Raw genomic sequence first — 14,854 nt, 5'->3', positions numbered from 1 at the left:
GACTGGTCTTCGAGCGTCCGGTCCCTGCCAGCGGCCGGCATCAGCCTCCGACTACGTGATGGGCCGGGGAGATGTACCCACTGAGGCACACGGCGGCCATGGGGGCTTCTCTCACACGAAGCACAGCTTTTTGTTTCAGCGCCTGCGTCCGTGCCATGGCATGTTGTGCGGCATGAACGACGCGATAGACCCACGAAACCCGGCGGGCATCCGGGTAGGGGACATCTACGAGGACTGCTTCTTCCACCCGGTTCTCTGCACGGAGATCGACGATGACGGCTGGGTGGTGCTCAGCGGCATCTCGCTCATCGACGGAAGCTTCCCGCGCTCGTGCGACGCCCAGCACTGCTGGCCGATCCGCATCCCCGTCGAAGAGGTCATGACCATCAAGGCCGACCTGAACGGCTACGCCCGCCGGCGGAAGGCCGAGCTGGACGCAGCCGACAGCATCCGGCAGTCGTGACCATGGACAGGGATCTGCTGATGCGGCTGCTGGCCGGTGACGACGAGGCGTCCGCGCTTGCTCTGGCCGCTCTCCGCACCGGCGCCACCTTCAGTGTGGGAGACACGGCGCATCCCGCAGGGCGGCATGCCGGGGTCTTCGGGCACCGGCTTCGGCGCATGCGGATGCACGGAGTCGAACCTCTTGGGCCGGAACGAGCAGTGCAGCTCCTCAGCGAACATGGCCGGCCGGTGCGCGTAGGACTGATCGATTCTGCCGATCGGACTTGGTACTACGTGAGACACCGGATCGCGAAGGCGTGGCACAGTGGCGTTAAGGAGGGCGTGCGGCCGACCCCGGGGGCGTTGCTGCCCGCTCCACCCCGGGGTGGCCTGGCATCAGATCCTTCTGTCCGGCCCGGTCATCCGTGAGGGTGGCCGGGCCAGTTGCTGGTCACGGTGACGATGAGCGAACCGATCTGCACCGTAAGGGTGATCAGGGGCTCGATGCGGCCGACGGCCTTGAGAGCGTCGGCCAGGCGCCGACGCGAGCGGGGCTGCTCAGGCTCTCCCTCGTGTGGGTCGTGCGCGTCGTGCACAGTTCTCCTTCCTCCAAAGGGGCCGTCTGCCTGAAGTCCCCGCTGTCCCAGAGCGAATCTGCATGGGGGTCGCCCGGCTTCAGGCCCGGCTGAAGAACCAGTACACGGGCCGCACGTTGATCCTTCCAAGGCATGAACGAACTGCGAGAAGAATGCCGAACAAGGCGCTGACCTGCACCCCCAACATCAACTTCTCAGAACTCGCCTCGTTACTAAAGTAGTTCCGGAACAATGGGCCGGGTGTGAACAATAGGGAGGCGCGTTCGTGGCAGGTCGCAGACTCAAGGACTTACCGGACGACGGATCGGCCCGCACCCAGCTTGCACAGCGGATGCGTGTGCTGAAGGAGCAGGCCGGGGATCTCACCTACGAGGAGATCAGCAAGCGCACCGGCTATTCGCGTACCGCCTTGTCAGGGCTGTTCAACGGCCGCGTGCCCAGCCGTGATCTCCTTCGAGACGTCGTGGAGGGGCTCGGTGGAAACCCGCGGGAGTGGCTGAGGTTGCTCGATCAGGCCCAGCGTGAGGAGGAGCCCGAGCAGGAATCCGTACCCGGACTCGCGGAAGAGCTCAAGCATGCCCATGAGGAGATCGCGGCCCTGAAACTCCTCATCGCCAATCCGGACGATGCCGGGTATTGGGCGAACCGCAAACTGGACGCCGCGACCGACCAGGCTCGTGGCGCGGCGGACATGGAGCGGCAGGCCTCGGAACTTCTTACGCAGGTGCAAACTGAAATGGGCCGCTTGAAGGACATGCGTATCGACACCGAACGGCACTGCAACGAGATGATCCGTGATGCGATGAGTCTGGCCACTCTCAACAAGGAGAGTGCACAAGTGACGGCTACCGAGACGATACGGGAAGCCGAGAACATGGCTGCTCGAATTGTCGATAGTGCTCGGGTGCAGGCTGAACGCATAAGTGCCGATGCCCAGTCCTACGCCTCCAGCCTGCACGGGCGGGCCGGCGCGCAGGTCGACACCCTGTTGCAGGAGGCTGATGCAGTGGCCGCCGACGCACGACGCGATGCCAACCGGCTCAAGGCGCGCGCACGTATCGAGATTCAGCGGATGGTTCGGGACGCTCAGGACGCCCTCCACCGTGGTGGTAAGCCGCAGATCGCTCAGGCACTGGAGGGGCTGTTGACGGACTTCGCGATCGGCGACATCCACCCCGAGGACGGTCCCTCCGGACGCCACCGCCGCACTGCACTGCCCGCATCCGTTTCGCGCCCCGAACTCACTACCTGAAGCTGCAACTGTTCCACGATGGCTCACCCGACGGCAATCGAGCCGATTGCCGCGAGGGCCGGGAGCGCGGGCTCGCCGCCACCACGGACCAGCTGTACCGGCGTCTCCTGCAGCTGCACCTGCTGCCGACCTTCGTCACACCGGGCGCATCCTGTCGACCCAGTCCGGGGCGGCGCTCAAGGGCGCGATGGTGCGGGCCGGCCAGTCCTCGGAGAAGGCGGCCATGATCTACCAGCACTCCAACCTGGCGCGGATCTCGCACGTGAGGGGTCGAGAGGTCTAGGCAACACAAAAGGCCCAGGTCGTTGACCTGGGCCTTCGTTCAAGAGCGGATGACGGGAATCGAACCCGCGCTATAAGCTTGGGAATCTATGGCGCTCAGAGTGCCGATATGGCTTCTGACCTGCAAATATTGGTTGCTGGGTGGCCCGCCGCGAGGATGCCGCTGTACCCCTGTCGACCGCTGTTCACCCCTCCGAAGGGCACGGATGGGGCACCGGTGGAAGGCCCCTGCGAGTACTACCGCAGGTGGCTGCGATGCGAGCGTCGTGACCGTCGTGTGGCGATGAAGGCCACGTCGGCCACGACGAGCAGGATGGCGATGATCAGGAGATAGAGCATGCCCTCCACCACCGCGCCGATGAGTCCCAGGATGACGGCCACGAGAAGCAGGAACAGGAAGATCGCCATTGCGAGCACCTCCTCTGGCACGGGGCTCGGGGCGGTCAGCGGCGCGCGAGCTTCCGTTCGCCGTTGACAGGCGCCGCTCCAGGAGCACGAGTGCCCGTTGACACCACTCTCCGGCGTCGGCCGGATCAGTAGACGCTCCGTAGGTCGTGTTGCTCGCCAATCGGCTTTTGATCACTGCACACTGAATTTCTTCAACGCAGCCCGTCGATGAAGGGGAGCCCGGATGGCAAGCCAGCCCATTCTCTTGTTTGATGGAGACTGCGGTTTTTGTAGCAGAACAATCGAGATTGCTCGGCGCGCCATTCAGCCGCGTGTGCAATTCGTCCCCTGGCAGTTCGCCGACCTCGCCGCCCTGGGTGTCACCGAAGACAGAGCCGACCGCGAGGTCGTTTGGATCAGCCGGGCCAGCGGCAAGGTCTACGGGGGACCGCGCGCCCTGTCCGCCGTGCTGATGTGCGGACGAAGGCGCTGGTGGTGGCTCGGGCTTGTTCTTCGGCTGCCGCCTGTCAACTGGATGGCACGTGGCATCTACCAGGTTGTCGCGAAGAACCGCCATCGCCTGCCAGGCGGCACAGCCACCTGCTCTCTCCCTGCCCATATGCGAGGGAACCCGGACCGTTGACCCCTACTTCGGTGAGGGCTGCGGCGGTACCGCAGCGGGTACTGCCCCGACCGGGGCTCCCGCTCCCATGCCGCGTGTGCGCTGGATCGTGCGCCGCCACAGCCGTCCCAGGGCCTGGTAAAAGCGGTCCGGCAGGAATGCGGCGTCGGCGACGATCATCGCGCCGGAGAAGAGTGGCAGTCCCATGAGCACCGCGATATTCACATGCATGCCCAGCAGCAGAACCAGGACCGGGTATTTGAACTTGCCGAACAGGACGAACGGAAAGGCGACCTGCACCAGCACCGTCAGGTATCCGACGACGGCAATCAGCACGTGATGGCTGGCGATCATCTGGGACAGCTCGGGCCAGGGCCGGAACAGGTCGATGTTCAGGACGTAGTGGAGGGCGGTGCCGTCGCCCCACTTGGGGCCCTGCACCTTGTACAGGCCCGCGCATCCGTAGAGGAAGCAGACCTGGGCGGCGATGACGAACATGCCGCAGTTATGAAGCACGGTGGTCAAGGTGATGCGGGCGTCGCTGAGATGGTGCCGGAGGTCGCCGCCCCGCGGGCCTGCCGTCTTGCCCGCCGACGCCTGGAGCCGGGTCCGGCGGGCGTCGAGGGACCAGCGCCGGCCGCACGCGGTGAAGACGAGATAGACAGCCATGAGGACCATGAGATTGTCCCCGCCGTCCGCCATGAAGATCGCCCTGGCGTGGAACGACAGCACCACGACGGCGAACAGCACGGACATCGCCCGCGTCCGCCAGCCCAGCAAGAACAGCGCACACGTGACCAGTGCCACGGCGTAGCAGACCTCGAAGTACACCTGGCTGTCGGACAAGGTGAGGACGCTGGCCCACCCGCTCTGGTCGAACATTTGCCTGGCGAGCGTGGGCGTCCACGGTGAACCTGGGCCCCACATCTCGTTGCGGTGTGGAAACTCGCGGAGCAGGAAGACGAGATAGAGCAGCCCGTACCCGATGCGCAGCACCGCCGCCGCGTACAGGGAGAACGGCCGTTCAGTCAGGAGGACGAGGAACGCATGGACGCGGTCGAGTACGCGCTGCGGCATGCGTACGGCTGCCCGCTCGATGGTGCGTTCGGACGCTGGGGGCGCCGCGATCGGTTCCAGTTCAGTGCGTTCCATGCGAGGCCACCTTCCACCAGGGCAGCTGCCGGATTTCGGCCCGCGTCGATGCCGCGGCGGCCGGGCGGAACCCACCCGCCTCACCGGGCGCAGCGATAGGCCGTGAGATCACCCGCAGCTGAATGGAATCGAAGGTGCCGCCGCGTTGGGCGGCGACGCGATCCGCTGCGATGTTGCGCAGATACTTCTCGATCATCAGAGCCCGCTCCGAGCGCGGCTGGTTGTCGCCGCCGTGCGATTTGAGGTACGAATTCCAAGCCTGTCGAAGCATGTTCTGTGCCGTATGGCTCGGAAAGACGCTGTGCTTGACGGCGGAATCGTCCTCAGCGGACAGATCGATCCAGCCACTCACCTGTACGGTGCCGTCCGGCGCTGTCTGCCTGACCCTCGCCGAGATCTGCCGGTTGACGGACTGCGGATTCGGGGCGAAGAGCCGCCAGTTCTGCTCGAACACGGGCCGGACCCAGGAATTGACCTGCTGGCTGTACGCATTCGAGATGGCGTTCCGAGGCGCCACGTACAGAAACACCAGGAGTACATGGACCAGGGTCACTGCCAGACACAGGGCCACTGCGGCACCCGTTCCAGCGCTCAGCGGGCGGGGTGGCCCTGAAATCCCACGCGGGCTACCCGTTCCCCTGCCGCTGTCCTGCGTTGCCGGCTCAGCGCCGGTCCGCTGCGGATACTTAATATTTGTCGACTCGGCACCGCTCAGCACGGCCCCACCCGGCCTTTCCATCCTGACTGCTCGCACCTACTGCTCCTGCTTCCGCGAGTTGGCGCGCGGCGGAATCGATGACGATCCGCCGCGCGCCACCCGTCTTACATTCAGTGCGGACAGTGCGCTACGTGCACCTCGCTCACGGCGTGCTTGTCCGGCCAGTGGTGGCCGGGCTTCTGCGGCTTGTCGTGGTGGCCGGGCTTGCCCGGCTTGTGGTGGCCGGGCTTGCCCGGCTTACCCGGCTTACCGGGGTAGTCGCAGTCGTCGTGTCCGCCCGTGACATCACCGGTCGCGGCGTCACCGGTCGCGGCATCGCCAGTCGCAGCATCGCCGGTCGCGGCGTCACCCGTCGCAGCATCGCCGGTCGCGGCGTCACCCGTCGCAGCATCGCCGGTCGCGGCGTCACCCGTCGCGGCATCGCCCGTGGTGGTGGTCGCGGCGTCACCCGTCGCAGCGTCACCGGTCGCGGCATCGCCAGTCGCGGCATCGCCCGTGGTCGTGGTGGTCGCAGCGTCACCCGTCGCAGCGTCACCCGTCGCGGCATCGCCGGTGGTCGCGGCATCACCGGTGGTCGTGGTGGTGGTGCTTTCACACTCCGGCCTGGTGATCAGGTTGTTATTCAGCGTCACGGCCGCGGTGCGGGCCAGCACCCGGCCCTCGACGGTCGCTCCACTATTGACAGTGATCGCGGTGAGCGCCATGAGGGTGCCCACGAAGGTGGAGTCGGATCCGAGCGTCGCCGATTCGTCGGTCACCCAGAACACGTTGCACGCCTGGGCGCTGTTTTGGAGGACAATGCTGCTCCCGGATGCCGTTGTCAGGCCCGCAGGAACCTTGAACACCCAGACAGCATCGGGGTTGCCCTGGGCATCCAGGGTCCAGACACCGTTGACCAGGAGACCGGACTCGACGGCGTAGGTGCCCGGGAACAGCGTGGGAGTCACGGGCGCCGCGGAAAGATTGAATTCCGTGGGTTGACCGAAGGCGTCGTCGTACGCCGTGCCAAGGGCGGCCTTCGCTCCTGCTGCCGCCGCGCCTGTGTAGATCGTCCCACCCACCACCGTCCCTGGCGGGAATCCGGTAACGGCCGTACCTGGAGATACACCGACGTCCCCGGTTACGACGGAATTACCTTCGTTGGTGACCGTCGAACCGGCCAGTACCGCGAAGGTTTCGGCAGTACCCAGCTCGACAGCTGTTGCTGCATTTGCTCGTGTAGGCGTCACCGCCAACACGGCAACGGCGAGCAGCAGGGTGAGTACCCCCGCGATCCAGGCCGTCATTGTGCGCCGTTGCGGCGCATCGGACATGTTGAGTGTCATCGAGGAGCCAACTCCTGTGGGGGGTGGTGGCGTCCGGCGTTCCTCGTCTAACGGAACCGCCTCTTGTCGACGGCGTATTACGCAGGCATTTAACCCTCGGTGACGATCCGCTCGGGCGATGTCGCCGGAATCAATCAATATGCTCAAGGAATGTACGACAAATATTGATCCAACCGGCTGCCCCCCATCCGTGCGGCGATCCACCGTCGATGCAGTCAATCCCTCCTGTCACGCCGATCGCCGGCCACTGCCCATCAGCGGAGTCGGCAAGTCGCCCGCCTCAGTGATTCTCCTCAACTGGAAGGCGTTTGCTCCAGAATTTGACACGCGCAGTGAATGTCCCCTGGATGGTGCAGGCCGAGAGACATCCCCCCGGCCGGATGCGGATTCCGGAACCAGTGTCGGAGATGGCCAGGGGCCTCGCTGCCTGCTGTGTCTGTACTACCGGGAAGGAGAAGACCTTCCGAGCCAGTACCCATGGGCAGTACTGGAACAACGCAACTCCGAAAGCCGAGCGAAGGCCCGAACCCGAGGACGGCGCCGCCGTCCGGCAGCCCGATCCTGAGGCTTCCTCCGGCGCGTAGTGCCCCGTGCTCTGGAGCGCCTCGAGTCGGGCGTTTCGGGTACCACCGCATCCAGGCGGCCTCATGGCGGGATGCAACAGAGCCCGGCCGGGGTGACTGCGGACCGGCCGGGTTCTGGGCGTTTGGGCGAGTGGTGTTCTCGTCAGAGGTTCTCGTCGTGCAGGTCCTCTTCGCGCAGCAGGTCGTCCTCGCGGCGGCGCGAGGTCTCCTTCTGGCCCTGCTTCTGTCCCTGCTCGCGGGACGCCTTGCCGGGCTGGGGGTGAGCGGGGTCCCGAGGCTGCCGAGAGCAATGGTGGCTGCTGCGCCACATCCACGCCGACCGCACTGCGGATCGGCGTCGGCGCTCCCGCTTCCGCAGGTGGCTGCTGACCCTTCGTGCTCATGCCCAGGCCAGTGGGGCTCAGCTATCGCCCCCTGACGCCTCGGCCCGGATGGCCATGTCCCGCAGAACCTGCGCTGAGGGCACAGCCGGATCGTCCTCATCGTGAACCAGGGCGAGTTGTATGTAGGCAGAGGCGAACGCGGCACTCGGGAAGCATCGGCGGTCCTTGAACGTAGGAGAGCGGAGAGGCCCGTTCGGAGGACCCTGATCGTTCCCATGGCCCGCCGACTTACACGGCTTCCACGGCCCCAGTTGGTGGCAGGCCCCCAGCACCGGAACCACGGGGCGGTTGAACAGGCCACCTCCGGCGGTGTCGGCCCAGTGGTCCGAGGCAGGCCTCGGACCATGCTGCTGCGGGGGCTCCTAGCATGAGCACATGGTTGCCAGTGACGCCCAGCAGTCCGAGGCAGGAAGGGAAGCAGTGTCCCGCGACGACATCGAAACCGGCGGTGTGTCTTCCGCACCGACGGTCGGAGGGAACGAGGCAAGTGGCCCTCCCCCCGGATCGCACCGTGAGAAGGCCCCCGAGGACTCCCACCCGGTTGCCGACCTGGTCGAGCGGGCGGCCGAGCTGGTCGAACCGATCAAGCCGAAGCTACGGGGCTGGCTTCACGCCGGCATGGTCCCCGCCTCGCTGGGCGCGGGCATCGTCCTCATCTGCCTGGCAGGGACACCGCAGGCGGCCTTGGCCTGCACCGTGTACTCCGTCACCGCCTGGCTGCTGTTCGGGACGAGCGCCGTCTACCACCTCGGCACCTGGGGACCACTCGGTGAGGCCGTTCTGCGCCGCCTCGACCACGCCAACATCTTCCTGATCATCGCCGGCACCTGCACCCCGCTTGCCGTGCTCCTTCTCCCCCCTGGCCAGCGGTCCGTCCTGCTGTGGATCGTGTGGGCGGGTGCTCTGGCCGGCATCGCCTTCCGTGTCCTGTGGGTCGGAGCTCCTCGCTGGCTGTACACCCCCTGCTACCTGGCCCTGGGCTGGGCACCGGTGCGTTACCTGCCCGACTTCCTGGACAGCGGCGGGGCGGTCGTACTCGCCTTGATCGTGACCGGCGGGCTCCTCTACAGCGCGGGCGCGGTTGTCTACGCCCTCCAGCGCCCCGACCCCTCGTCCCGCTGGTTCGGCTTCCACGAGGTCTTCCACGCCCTGACAGTGGCAGCCTTCACCGCGCACTACATCGCCATCTCCATTGCCGTCTACTGACCACGGCAATGTTCTGGCTCTGGGCTGCTGTCGGCGTGGGGCGGGCGAGTTGCCGGTCGGCTTCGGGTCAGGGTGCGAGGGGGCGGCGGAGGGAGAGGTAGTAGTTGCCGACGGCGGACAGGTAGCGGTGGTCAGCCGTTTCGCAGTCGGTGGTGAACTGGGGAGCGGCTTTGATCTCTTCCCGGGTCCCTGACACCTTTACCGTCCGTGTTTCTGTGTCGATCCCGGCGACGGCGCCGGCCGGGATCAGAATGCTCCTGCCGAACACCCACACGCCGGTGTCGACGACCAGGTGCTGCATGCCGGGCTGGTCCTGCTGGCGGTCCACGTGCCCGATGACTCCGTCAGCCGCCTCCACCGTGAACCCCACCAGCGACTGCCGGGACGTGTAACCGTTGTCCTGCGCGTACATCCACACACCGCTCACAACCCCGTCTCCTCATCCTCGGCTCGAAGGCGGCGGCCACAGCCACACCGCCGACTTGACTCGTCCATCCCCATGCCCGGGTGTTGACCGCGCAACCGAGTCCTCAGAGGATTCCGGCCGTGCGCACGACGCCGGCAGCCGTGCGGCGGATTGCGAAGTCGAGAGGTGAGGCACCCTGCCCGGTTGCCTCTCACCAGCGTATACACACCGATTCCGGCAACGCCCCCGTATGGGGGCCGGTGCGCTGTTCGGGTGAACCAGTCAGGCAGTACGGCTTGCACGTGCAGCAGCGGACCCCCGGCGTGCGGGTGCTCGGGCAGGGTTGAGAACCGGTCGGCCCAGAGGGTCCCTCGGATGCACGGAGCAGCCTTCGGCGAGGCAGTAGTGGACGACCGCAAGGCCTCGGGCGCTCCGGGAACAGCGCCAGGGAGCAGTTCTCGCGGCGAGGCCGGATTCCACGATGTCGGAGGAGGAGAGGAGCGGCCATGCCACCAACTGAGGAGCGGGACACAGACGCCCGTCGGGGGCACGCCGACTGCGAGCGGCAGACGGAGATGGACCTGGCCGGCGCGCTCGCGGCGGCGGAAGCCGCCTCCCCGGTCGAATCACTGGACGTCGTGGCGCGGATGCTCAGGGACCGTCTGAACGCTGCAGCGGTCTCGTTCCTGATCGTCGACTTCACCGGGTCGTCGGTGGTGCGGCTCGGCGCGGCTGACAGCGTCGAGTCCGACGCGCCCCCTGAGCGGATCGCTCTGCCCGGCACCCTTTACGGGGACGTGCTGCGCACACAGCGGCCGGCCTCGCAGCGACAGAGCGGCGGCGGCCCCGTCAGGGTCGTGGCGCCTGTCACCAACCGCGGCGACGCCATCGGCATGCTCGAGCTATTCCTGCCGGATCACCCCGACGAGAACGCGATGCGGCAGATCGGCGCGACCGCGCACGCCTTGGCCTACATCGTCATCGCGAACCGGTCCTTCACCGATGTCTACCAGTGGGGCCGCCGTACGCGGCCCCTGAACCTGGCCGCAGAAATCCAGCACCGGCTCCTCCCCGCCTCACTTGCATGCGAGGCGGCCCAGTTCGCGGTCGCCGGAGCACTGGAACCGGCGACGCACGTCGGCGGTGACACCTTCGACTACGTCGTCAACCGCGACACCATGCAACTCTCCATCACCGACGCCATGGGCCACGACGTGGAAGCCGCCCTCCTCGCCACCCTGGCCGTGGGCGCCCTCCGCAGAGCCAGACGGGCCGGTGCCGAGCTCGAAGAACAGGCTCTCGAGGCCAACCAGGCAGTCATCGACAACGGCAGGCAGGGCTTCGTCACCGGGCAGCTGCTCCGCGTCAGCCTGCTCGACGGGACCACCCAGTTCATCAACGCGGGGCATCCCCGGCCGCTGCGCCTGCGCCACGGAACGGTTGACGAGATGGTTCCCGAGGCGGACCTACCCTTCGGTGTCCAGCCCCGTACCGCCTACCGGGTGCAGCGGCTGGACCTGCAACCGGGGGACCGGCTCGTGATGCTCACCGACGGCATGCTCGAGCGCCGCGCTGTGCATGCCGACCTGCCCTTCCTGATCGTGCGCACAGCCGATCTCCACCCCCGCGAGGCCTCCCGGGCCCTGGTCGCAGCGGTGCTGCACGCCCACGGTGGCCGTCTCCAGGACGACGCCACGGTCATGTGCTTGGACTGGCACGGCACCCATCAGGCCACGCGCAGCGCTGACGCCGGGGCGGATCTCACAGAAGCGTCAGCGCCTGAATAGCACTCCGTCCACAACCCAGCTTGCAGCCACGGTCCGACGATGACGGACCGAAGCGGGGTGGTTGCGCGAACGTCGCCCGCTGAGCGCGGCGGCATGCCGATGCCTGCGGGCACCCTCGCCTCAGGCCGAGGGCGGCTGTGCGGATGATTCGGCGGCGCGGCGGTATTCGGCGTTGATGCGCTGGGCTTCCTCGAGCTGGTCTTCGAGGATGATGATGCGGCAGGCGGCATCGATCGGGGTGCCCTGGTCGACGAGTTCGCGGGCGCGGGCGGCGATGCGCAGCTGGTAGCGGGAGTAACGGCGGTGGCCGCCCTCGGAGCGGAGTGGGGTGATGAGGCGGGCTTCGCCGATGGCGCGGAGGAAGCCCTGGGTGGTGCCGAGCATGGCGGCGGCCCGGCCCATGGTGTAGGCGGGGTAATCGTCGTCGTCGAGACGGCCGAACGAGTCGTCTGCTGTCATTGAACCTCTCTCATGGAACGCGTGGAGGGGCCCTGGTGCCGTACGGCACCAGGGCCCCGAAGGAACTACTACACCATCTGTCGGCCCTGATACTGCGCCGACCCTGTGTTTCCGCCGACCCGGCCGACACGCTGCCGGGAATGCGGGGATCGCGGTTGCTTGACCGGAGACCACCTCACTATCGATGTCCTGCGGTACCCGGGCTCAGACTTCCGCCCGGGCGATCCTGATGGTGCTCGGCTCCTCCGTTCTTCCCTCGGTGATCAACTGATTACTGCTTGCACTGCTGATACTGCGAACTGCTGGTGGCCTGACCCAGCGCCACTCTCCGGCAGCCAGCCCCGTCGCCCATCCTGCGTCTGCTCTGGCTTAGAACCCCACTGCCGAACTTCCCGGTGCGCGCGCCCGCAGCCGACGCCTTCACCGAGGTGCTGCTCACTTACTTCACTGCAGGTACTGCTCTCGGCGGCCCCTGATGACTGCGGGCCACCCGGTCCGGTCGTCAGCCCCGTCGCCGTCCTGCAACAACCCTGGCTTCGGAACTCCACCACCGCACCGTCCTGCGCACTGCAACTGCGGCTACTGCTGCCCGGCAGTTCGTCTCTGCCAGGCCCTGCTGTCTCTCTGGGCTACGAGAGAAACCATAGCCAGGCCATCGCCCAATGTCTACTCCAGCCGCCATAGATTTTTGCATGGCGGGCGAGGAGGTAATCGAACTCGAACGCACGGCCGATGCCGGGTCTGCAGATGCGCAGCACAAGGAGCGGCTGGGGGAGGCAGTGCTGCCCCGGGCGGAGGGCAAGGTCGTGATGGGCCCTTTACGCCGGCTTCCGGCACGGCCCCCGGGCCTGGGGGCGCTCGGGGCAATCCCCGAGACGGCTGTCCACCCCGCACCGGTGTCCTGGAGGTTGGAAGAATCGTTTTGACGAACGTGACGGATGATCATGGGACGAACTCCAGCCGCGGCGCACGGACCGACGGTGGCCGCCGCAGAGCGGTTGGCTGTCTTCCGGAACACGCGCGCCGAAGGCCTTCCCGTAGCCCGGCACGCGCCCGTGACCAGATCCCCGGAGAAGCCGCGAACCAGGGCGCACTCCTCTACACGCAGCTCGTTGAGGAACGGGCTGTCCGCGGCGCCACCGTCCCCCGCCGCTCCGACCCGCTGTGGCAGCATCTGGCCTCTCCCCAACACCTCAGGTGCGAGACGGAAAGCACCTGGCGCCAGCTCCACCCGGCGGGGGAGCGCCGCCCTGTGGAAGGCACGGCCGAGTCGGTTCATCCGGAGGCTCTCACGTGATCCACGCTTCTCTGGTGTGCCGGGGCTGCTCCGGCACCCTCTACGCCGTCTCTACCATCTGCGCCCCGGCCGCACGGTTGCCCACCTGGGAAGTCGACCATGACCACACCCCGACCTCATGTCCCCTGAGCCCTCTCCTGCCGCTGCAAGGGGTGGCCGCTCACGTCTACGAGCTCCCCGAGGCCCCCCGTGTCCTGTCCGAGCGGGCCTGACACGATCCCGGCTCGTCACCACCGCGCTCCGGCACGCCGGCACGGTCACCTCCATGAGCTCCGCGCGACCGCCTCGACATCCAGGTCATCGTCGAAGACCCACGTCGCCCCGGCCTGGACGCAGATCAGGGCCGCGCAGCAACAACTGCGCGGCCCTGACCCGGTACGCCTCGGATCCCGCCGACATCGCAGGCGTCCGCTGTTCGGGTCGAGCGGTGCGGGCTGCAGGGGCAGTCTGACGTGCCGGTCTCGGTGCCCGCGCGTGGTGAAGGTCAGGCCGGGGTGATGTTCTCGGCCTGGGGGCCCTTCTGGCCCTGGGTGACGTCGAACGTCACGGCCTGGCCCTCCTGGAGCTCGCGGAAGCCCGAGGAGTTGATCGCGGAGTAGTGGGCGAAGACGTCCGGGCCGCCGCCGTCCTGGGCGATGAAGCCGAAGCCCTTCTCCGCGTTGAACCACTTCACAGTTCCCGTAGCCATGTCTCGTGCCTTCCAGTCGATGAATGCCTCCCACGACGTGCGGAAGGCGGAGGTGATCGCCCTGGTTCCTGCGGCACAGCACAGCAAAACGCCCACGCCGAAAGCGTGGGCAAAGGGAACTTCCGAACCACGACAGCTGACGCAGACGGTACACGCCGACAACGGGCTGTTACCAGAGGGAAATGAGCGCGCGTCGTGCCCCGACATGCACGGGTGGGCATGCCCGCCGAGACCGGCGGGCACGCCCACCTCAGGCCGCTGTCCGTGGATGCACCTCGGCCGCTGCGCGACGGTACTCGGCGTTGACGCGCTGCGCTTCTTCGAGCCGGACTTCGAGCATCACGATCCGGCAGGCCGCCTCGATGGGGGTGCCGTGGTCGACGAGTTCGCGGGCGCGGGCGGCGATCCGCAGCTGAGATCGGGAGTAGCGGCGGTGGCCGCCGGCGGAGCGGAGTGGGGTGATGAGGCGGGCTTCGCCGATGGCGCGGAGGAAGCCCTGGGTGGTGCCGAGCATCTCGGCGGCCCGGCCCATCGTGTAGGCGGGGTAGCCGTCGTCGTCGAGACGGCCGAACGAATCGTCTGCTGTCATCGCACCTCACTGCGAAACAGGTAGAAGGAAAGGGGTCGGAACGCGGGGAGGGGCCCTGGCGCGTACGGCACCAGGGCCCCGAAGGAACTGCTACACCATCTGCCGGCCCTAGTCCTGCGCCGGCCTACTGTTTCCGCCGACCCGTCCGAACGGGGACAGCTGTGCGGGGATCGCGGTTGCTCGACCGGAGACCACCTCACTATCGATGTCCTGCGGTACCCGGACTCACGACTTCCGCCCGGGCGATCCTGATGGCGCCTCAACTCCTCCGTTCTTCCCTCGGTGATCAACTGCTACCAAACGGGAGATACTGCGAACTGCGGGTTACTGCGCTTACTGCTGTACTGCGGGAACTGCACTCACTGCGGTACTGCTTGCACTGCTGATACTGCGAACTGCTGGTGGCCTGACCCAGCGCCACTCTCCGGCAGCCAGCCCCGTCGCCCATCCTGCGTCTGCTCTGGCTTAGAACCCCACTGCCGAACTTCCCGGTGCGCGCGCCCGCAGCCGACGCCTTCACCGAGGTGCTGCTCACTTACTTCACTGCAGGTACTGCTCTCGGCGGCCCCTGATGACTGCGGGCCACCCGGTCCGGTCGTCAGCCCCGTCGCCGTCCTGCAACAACCCTGGCTTCGGAACTCCACCACCGCACCGTCCTGCGCACTGCAACTGCGGTT

Annotated in this window: 15 protein-coding genes and 1 pseudogene; 6 read left to right on the top strand and 10 right to left on the bottom strand. The window is 67.1% G+C overall.

Annotation, left to right across the window (positions count from 1 at the left end; genetic code table 11):
• Positions 1 to 172 precede the first annotated feature (172 nt).
• Complete coding sequence (locus OG373_RS19475) at positions 173 to 463, top strand: hypothetical protein (protein WP_405439404.1); 291 nt, start codon at positions 173 to 175, stop codon at positions 461 to 463.
• A 400-nt stretch (positions 464 to 863) separates the two neighbouring features.
• On the opposite strand, the gene OG373_RS19470 is transcribed toward OG373_RS19475, so the two are convergent.
• Positions 864 to 1,040, bottom strand: coding sequence for a hypothetical protein (locus tag OG373_RS19470; protein ID WP_405439403.1), 177 nt, complete (start codon positions 1,038 to 1,040; stop codon positions 864 to 866).
• 265 nt (positions 1,041 to 1,305) lie between these two features.
• Between OG373_RS19470 and OG373_RS19465 the strand changes: the two genes are divergently transcribed.
• Together OG373_RS19465 and OG373_RS19460 are read left to right on the top strand one after the other, a co-directional pair.
• Positions 1,306 to 2,292, top strand: coding sequence for a helix-turn-helix domain-containing protein (locus tag OG373_RS19465; RefSeq protein ID WP_405439402.1), 987 nt, complete (start codon positions 1,306 to 1,308; stop codon positions 2,290 to 2,292).
• Between the two features lie 127 nt (positions 2,293 to 2,419).
• Positions 2,420 to 2,545 (top strand): annotated as a pseudogene (locus tag OG373_RS19460) (site-specific integrase); the annotation flags it as partial.
• Between the two features lie 266 nt (positions 2,546 to 2,811).
• On the opposite strand, the gene OG373_RS19455 reads toward OG373_RS19460, so the two are convergent.
• Positions 2,812 to 2,982, bottom strand: coding sequence for a hypothetical protein (locus OG373_RS19455; RefSeq protein ID WP_266627230.1), 171 nt, complete (start codon positions 2,980 to 2,982; stop codon positions 2,812 to 2,814).
• A 223-nt stretch (positions 2,983 to 3,205) separates the two neighbouring features.
• Here OG373_RS19455 and OG373_RS19450 point away from each other — a divergent pair, with 223 nt between their 5' ends.
• On the top strand, positions 3,206 to 3,604 hold the full coding sequence (locus tag OG373_RS19450) for a thiol-disulfide oxidoreductase DCC family protein (RefSeq protein ID WP_405439401.1): 399 nt from the start codon (positions 3,206 to 3,208) through the stop codon (positions 3,602 to 3,604).
• A gap of 3 nt (positions 3,605 to 3,607) precedes the next feature.
• Here the strand turns inward: OG373_RS19450 and OG373_RS19445 are convergent, their stop codons facing one another.
• The 4 genes from OG373_RS19445 to OG373_RS19430 form a co-directional block, all read right to left on the bottom strand.
• The gene (locus OG373_RS19445; RefSeq protein ID WP_405444122.1) at positions 3,608 to 4,660 is read right to left on the bottom strand and encodes an HTTM domain-containing protein; all 1,053 of its coding nucleotides are present in this window, start codon (positions 4,658 to 4,660) and stop codon (positions 3,608 to 3,610) included.
• A gap of 61 nt (positions 4,661 to 4,721) precedes the next feature.
• Complete coding sequence (locus tag OG373_RS19440; protein WP_405439400.1) at positions 4,722 to 5,264, bottom strand: DUF5819 family protein; 543 nt, start codon at positions 5,262 to 5,264, stop codon at positions 4,722 to 4,724.
• Between the two features lie 299 nt (positions 5,265 to 5,563).
• Complete coding sequence (locus OG373_RS19435) at positions 5,564 to 6,778, bottom strand: ice-binding family protein (RefSeq protein WP_405439399.1); 1,215 nt, start codon at positions 6,776 to 6,778, stop codon at positions 5,564 to 5,566.
• Between the two features lie 726 nt (positions 6,779 to 7,504).
• The gene (locus tag OG373_RS19430) at positions 7,505 to 7,672 is read right to left on the bottom strand and encodes a hypothetical protein (protein ID WP_405439398.1); all 168 of its coding nucleotides are present in this window, start codon (positions 7,670 to 7,672) and stop codon (positions 7,505 to 7,507) included.
• Between the two features lie 448 nt (positions 7,673 to 8,120).
• Here OG373_RS19430 and OG373_RS19425 point away from each other — a divergent pair, with 448 nt between their 5' ends.
• Positions 8,121 to 8,951 carry a hemolysin III family protein gene (locus tag OG373_RS19425; RefSeq protein WP_405439397.1) on the top strand — a complete coding sequence of 277 codons (831 nt, stop codon included), beginning with the start codon at positions 8,121 to 8,123 and terminating at the stop codon, positions 8,949 to 8,951.
• Positions 8,952 to 9,018: 67 nt separating this feature from the next.
• On the opposite strand, the gene OG373_RS19420 is transcribed toward OG373_RS19425, so the two are convergent.
• Positions 9,019 to 9,378: a PRC-barrel domain containing protein gene (locus tag OG373_RS19420; protein ID WP_405439396.1), complete on the bottom strand. Its 360-nt coding sequence runs from the start codon at positions 9,376 to 9,378 to the stop codon at positions 9,019 to 9,021.
• Between the two features lie 554 nt (positions 9,379 to 9,932).
• Here OG373_RS19420 and OG373_RS19415 point away from each other — a divergent pair.
• Positions 9,933 to 11,144 carry a PP2C family protein-serine/threonine phosphatase gene (locus tag OG373_RS19415; protein WP_405444121.1) on the top strand — a complete coding sequence of 404 codons (1,212 nt, stop codon included), beginning with the start codon at positions 9,933 to 9,935 and terminating at the stop codon, positions 11,142 to 11,144.
• A gap of 120 nt (positions 11,145 to 11,264) precedes the next feature.
• Here the strand turns inward: OG373_RS19415 and OG373_RS19410 are convergent, their stop codons facing one another.
• The 3 genes from OG373_RS19410 to OG373_RS19400 form a co-directional block, all read right to left on the bottom strand.
• Entirely contained in the window at positions 11,265 to 11,603 is a 339-nt protein-coding gene (locus tag OG373_RS19410) for a MerR family transcriptional regulator (RefSeq protein WP_031154847.1), read from the bottom strand.
• 1,781 nt (positions 11,604 to 13,384) lie between these two features.
• Positions 13,385 to 13,588: a cold-shock protein gene (locus OG373_RS19405; protein ID WP_030242128.1), complete on the bottom strand. Its 204-nt coding sequence runs from the start codon at positions 13,586 to 13,588 to the stop codon at positions 13,385 to 13,387.
• 250 nt (positions 13,589 to 13,838) lie between these two features.
• A complete protein-coding gene (locus OG373_RS19400) occupies positions 13,839 to 14,177 on the bottom strand; it encodes a MerR family transcriptional regulator (RefSeq protein ID WP_327263591.1) in 339 nt (112 codons plus the stop codon).
• Positions 14,178 to 14,854 lie beyond the last annotated feature (677 nt).

Source organism: Streptomyces avidinii, from assembly GCF_045161815.1.
Classification (GTDB): domain Bacteria; phylum Actinomycetota; class Actinomycetes; order Streptomycetales; family Streptomycetaceae; genus Streptomyces; species Streptomyces avidinii.
The sequence above is the reverse complement of the archived record's forward strand: the minus strand, read 5'-3'. Positions and strand labels throughout refer to the sequence as shown.

What these genes read in the sequence shown, in the direction of transcription:
- OG373_RS19430 (WP_405439398.1), bottom strand. Translation starts at nt 7,672, where the DNA reads ATGTGGCGCAGCAGCCACCATTGCTCTCGGCAGCCTCGGGACCCCGCT.
- OG373_RS19455 (WP_266627230.1), bottom strand. Translation starts at nt 2,982, where the DNA reads ATGGCGATCTTCCTGTTCCTGCTTCTCGTGGCCGTCATCCTGGGACTC.
- OG373_RS19410 (WP_031154847.1), bottom strand. Translation starts at nt 11,603, where the DNA reads ATGACAGCAGACGACTCGTTCGGCCGTCTCGACGACGACGATTACCCC.
- OG373_RS19450 (WP_405439401.1), top strand. Translation starts at nt 3,206, where the DNA reads ATGGCAAGCCAGCCCATTCTCTTGTTTGATGGAGACTGCGGTTTTTGT.
- OG373_RS19400 (WP_327263591.1), bottom strand. Translation starts at nt 14,177, where the DNA reads ATGACAGCAGACGATTCGTTCGGCCGTCTCGACGACGACGGCTACCCC.
- OG373_RS19435 (WP_405439399.1), bottom strand. Translation starts at nt 6,778, where the DNA reads ATGACACTCAACATGTCCGATGCGCCGCAACGGCGCACAATGACGGCC.
- OG373_RS19415 (WP_405444121.1), top strand. Translation starts at nt 9,933, where the DNA reads ATGGACCTGGCCGGCGCGCTCGCGGCGGCGGAAGCCGCCTCCCCGGTC.
- OG373_RS19475 (WP_405439404.1), top strand. Translation starts at nt 173, where the DNA reads ATGAACGACGCGATAGACCCACGAAACCCGGCGGGCATCCGGGTAGGG.
- OG373_RS19425 (WP_405439397.1), top strand. Translation starts at nt 8,121, where the DNA reads ATGGTTGCCAGTGACGCCCAGCAGTCCGAGGCAGGAAGGGAAGCAGTG.
- OG373_RS19405 (WP_030242128.1), bottom strand. Translation starts at nt 13,588, where the DNA reads ATGGCTACGGGAACTGTGAAGTGGTTCAACGCGGAGAAGGGCTTCGGC.
- OG373_RS19445 (WP_405444122.1), bottom strand. Translation starts at nt 4,660, where the DNA reads ATGCCGCAGCGCGTACTCGACCGCGTCCATGCGTTCCTCGTCCTCCTG.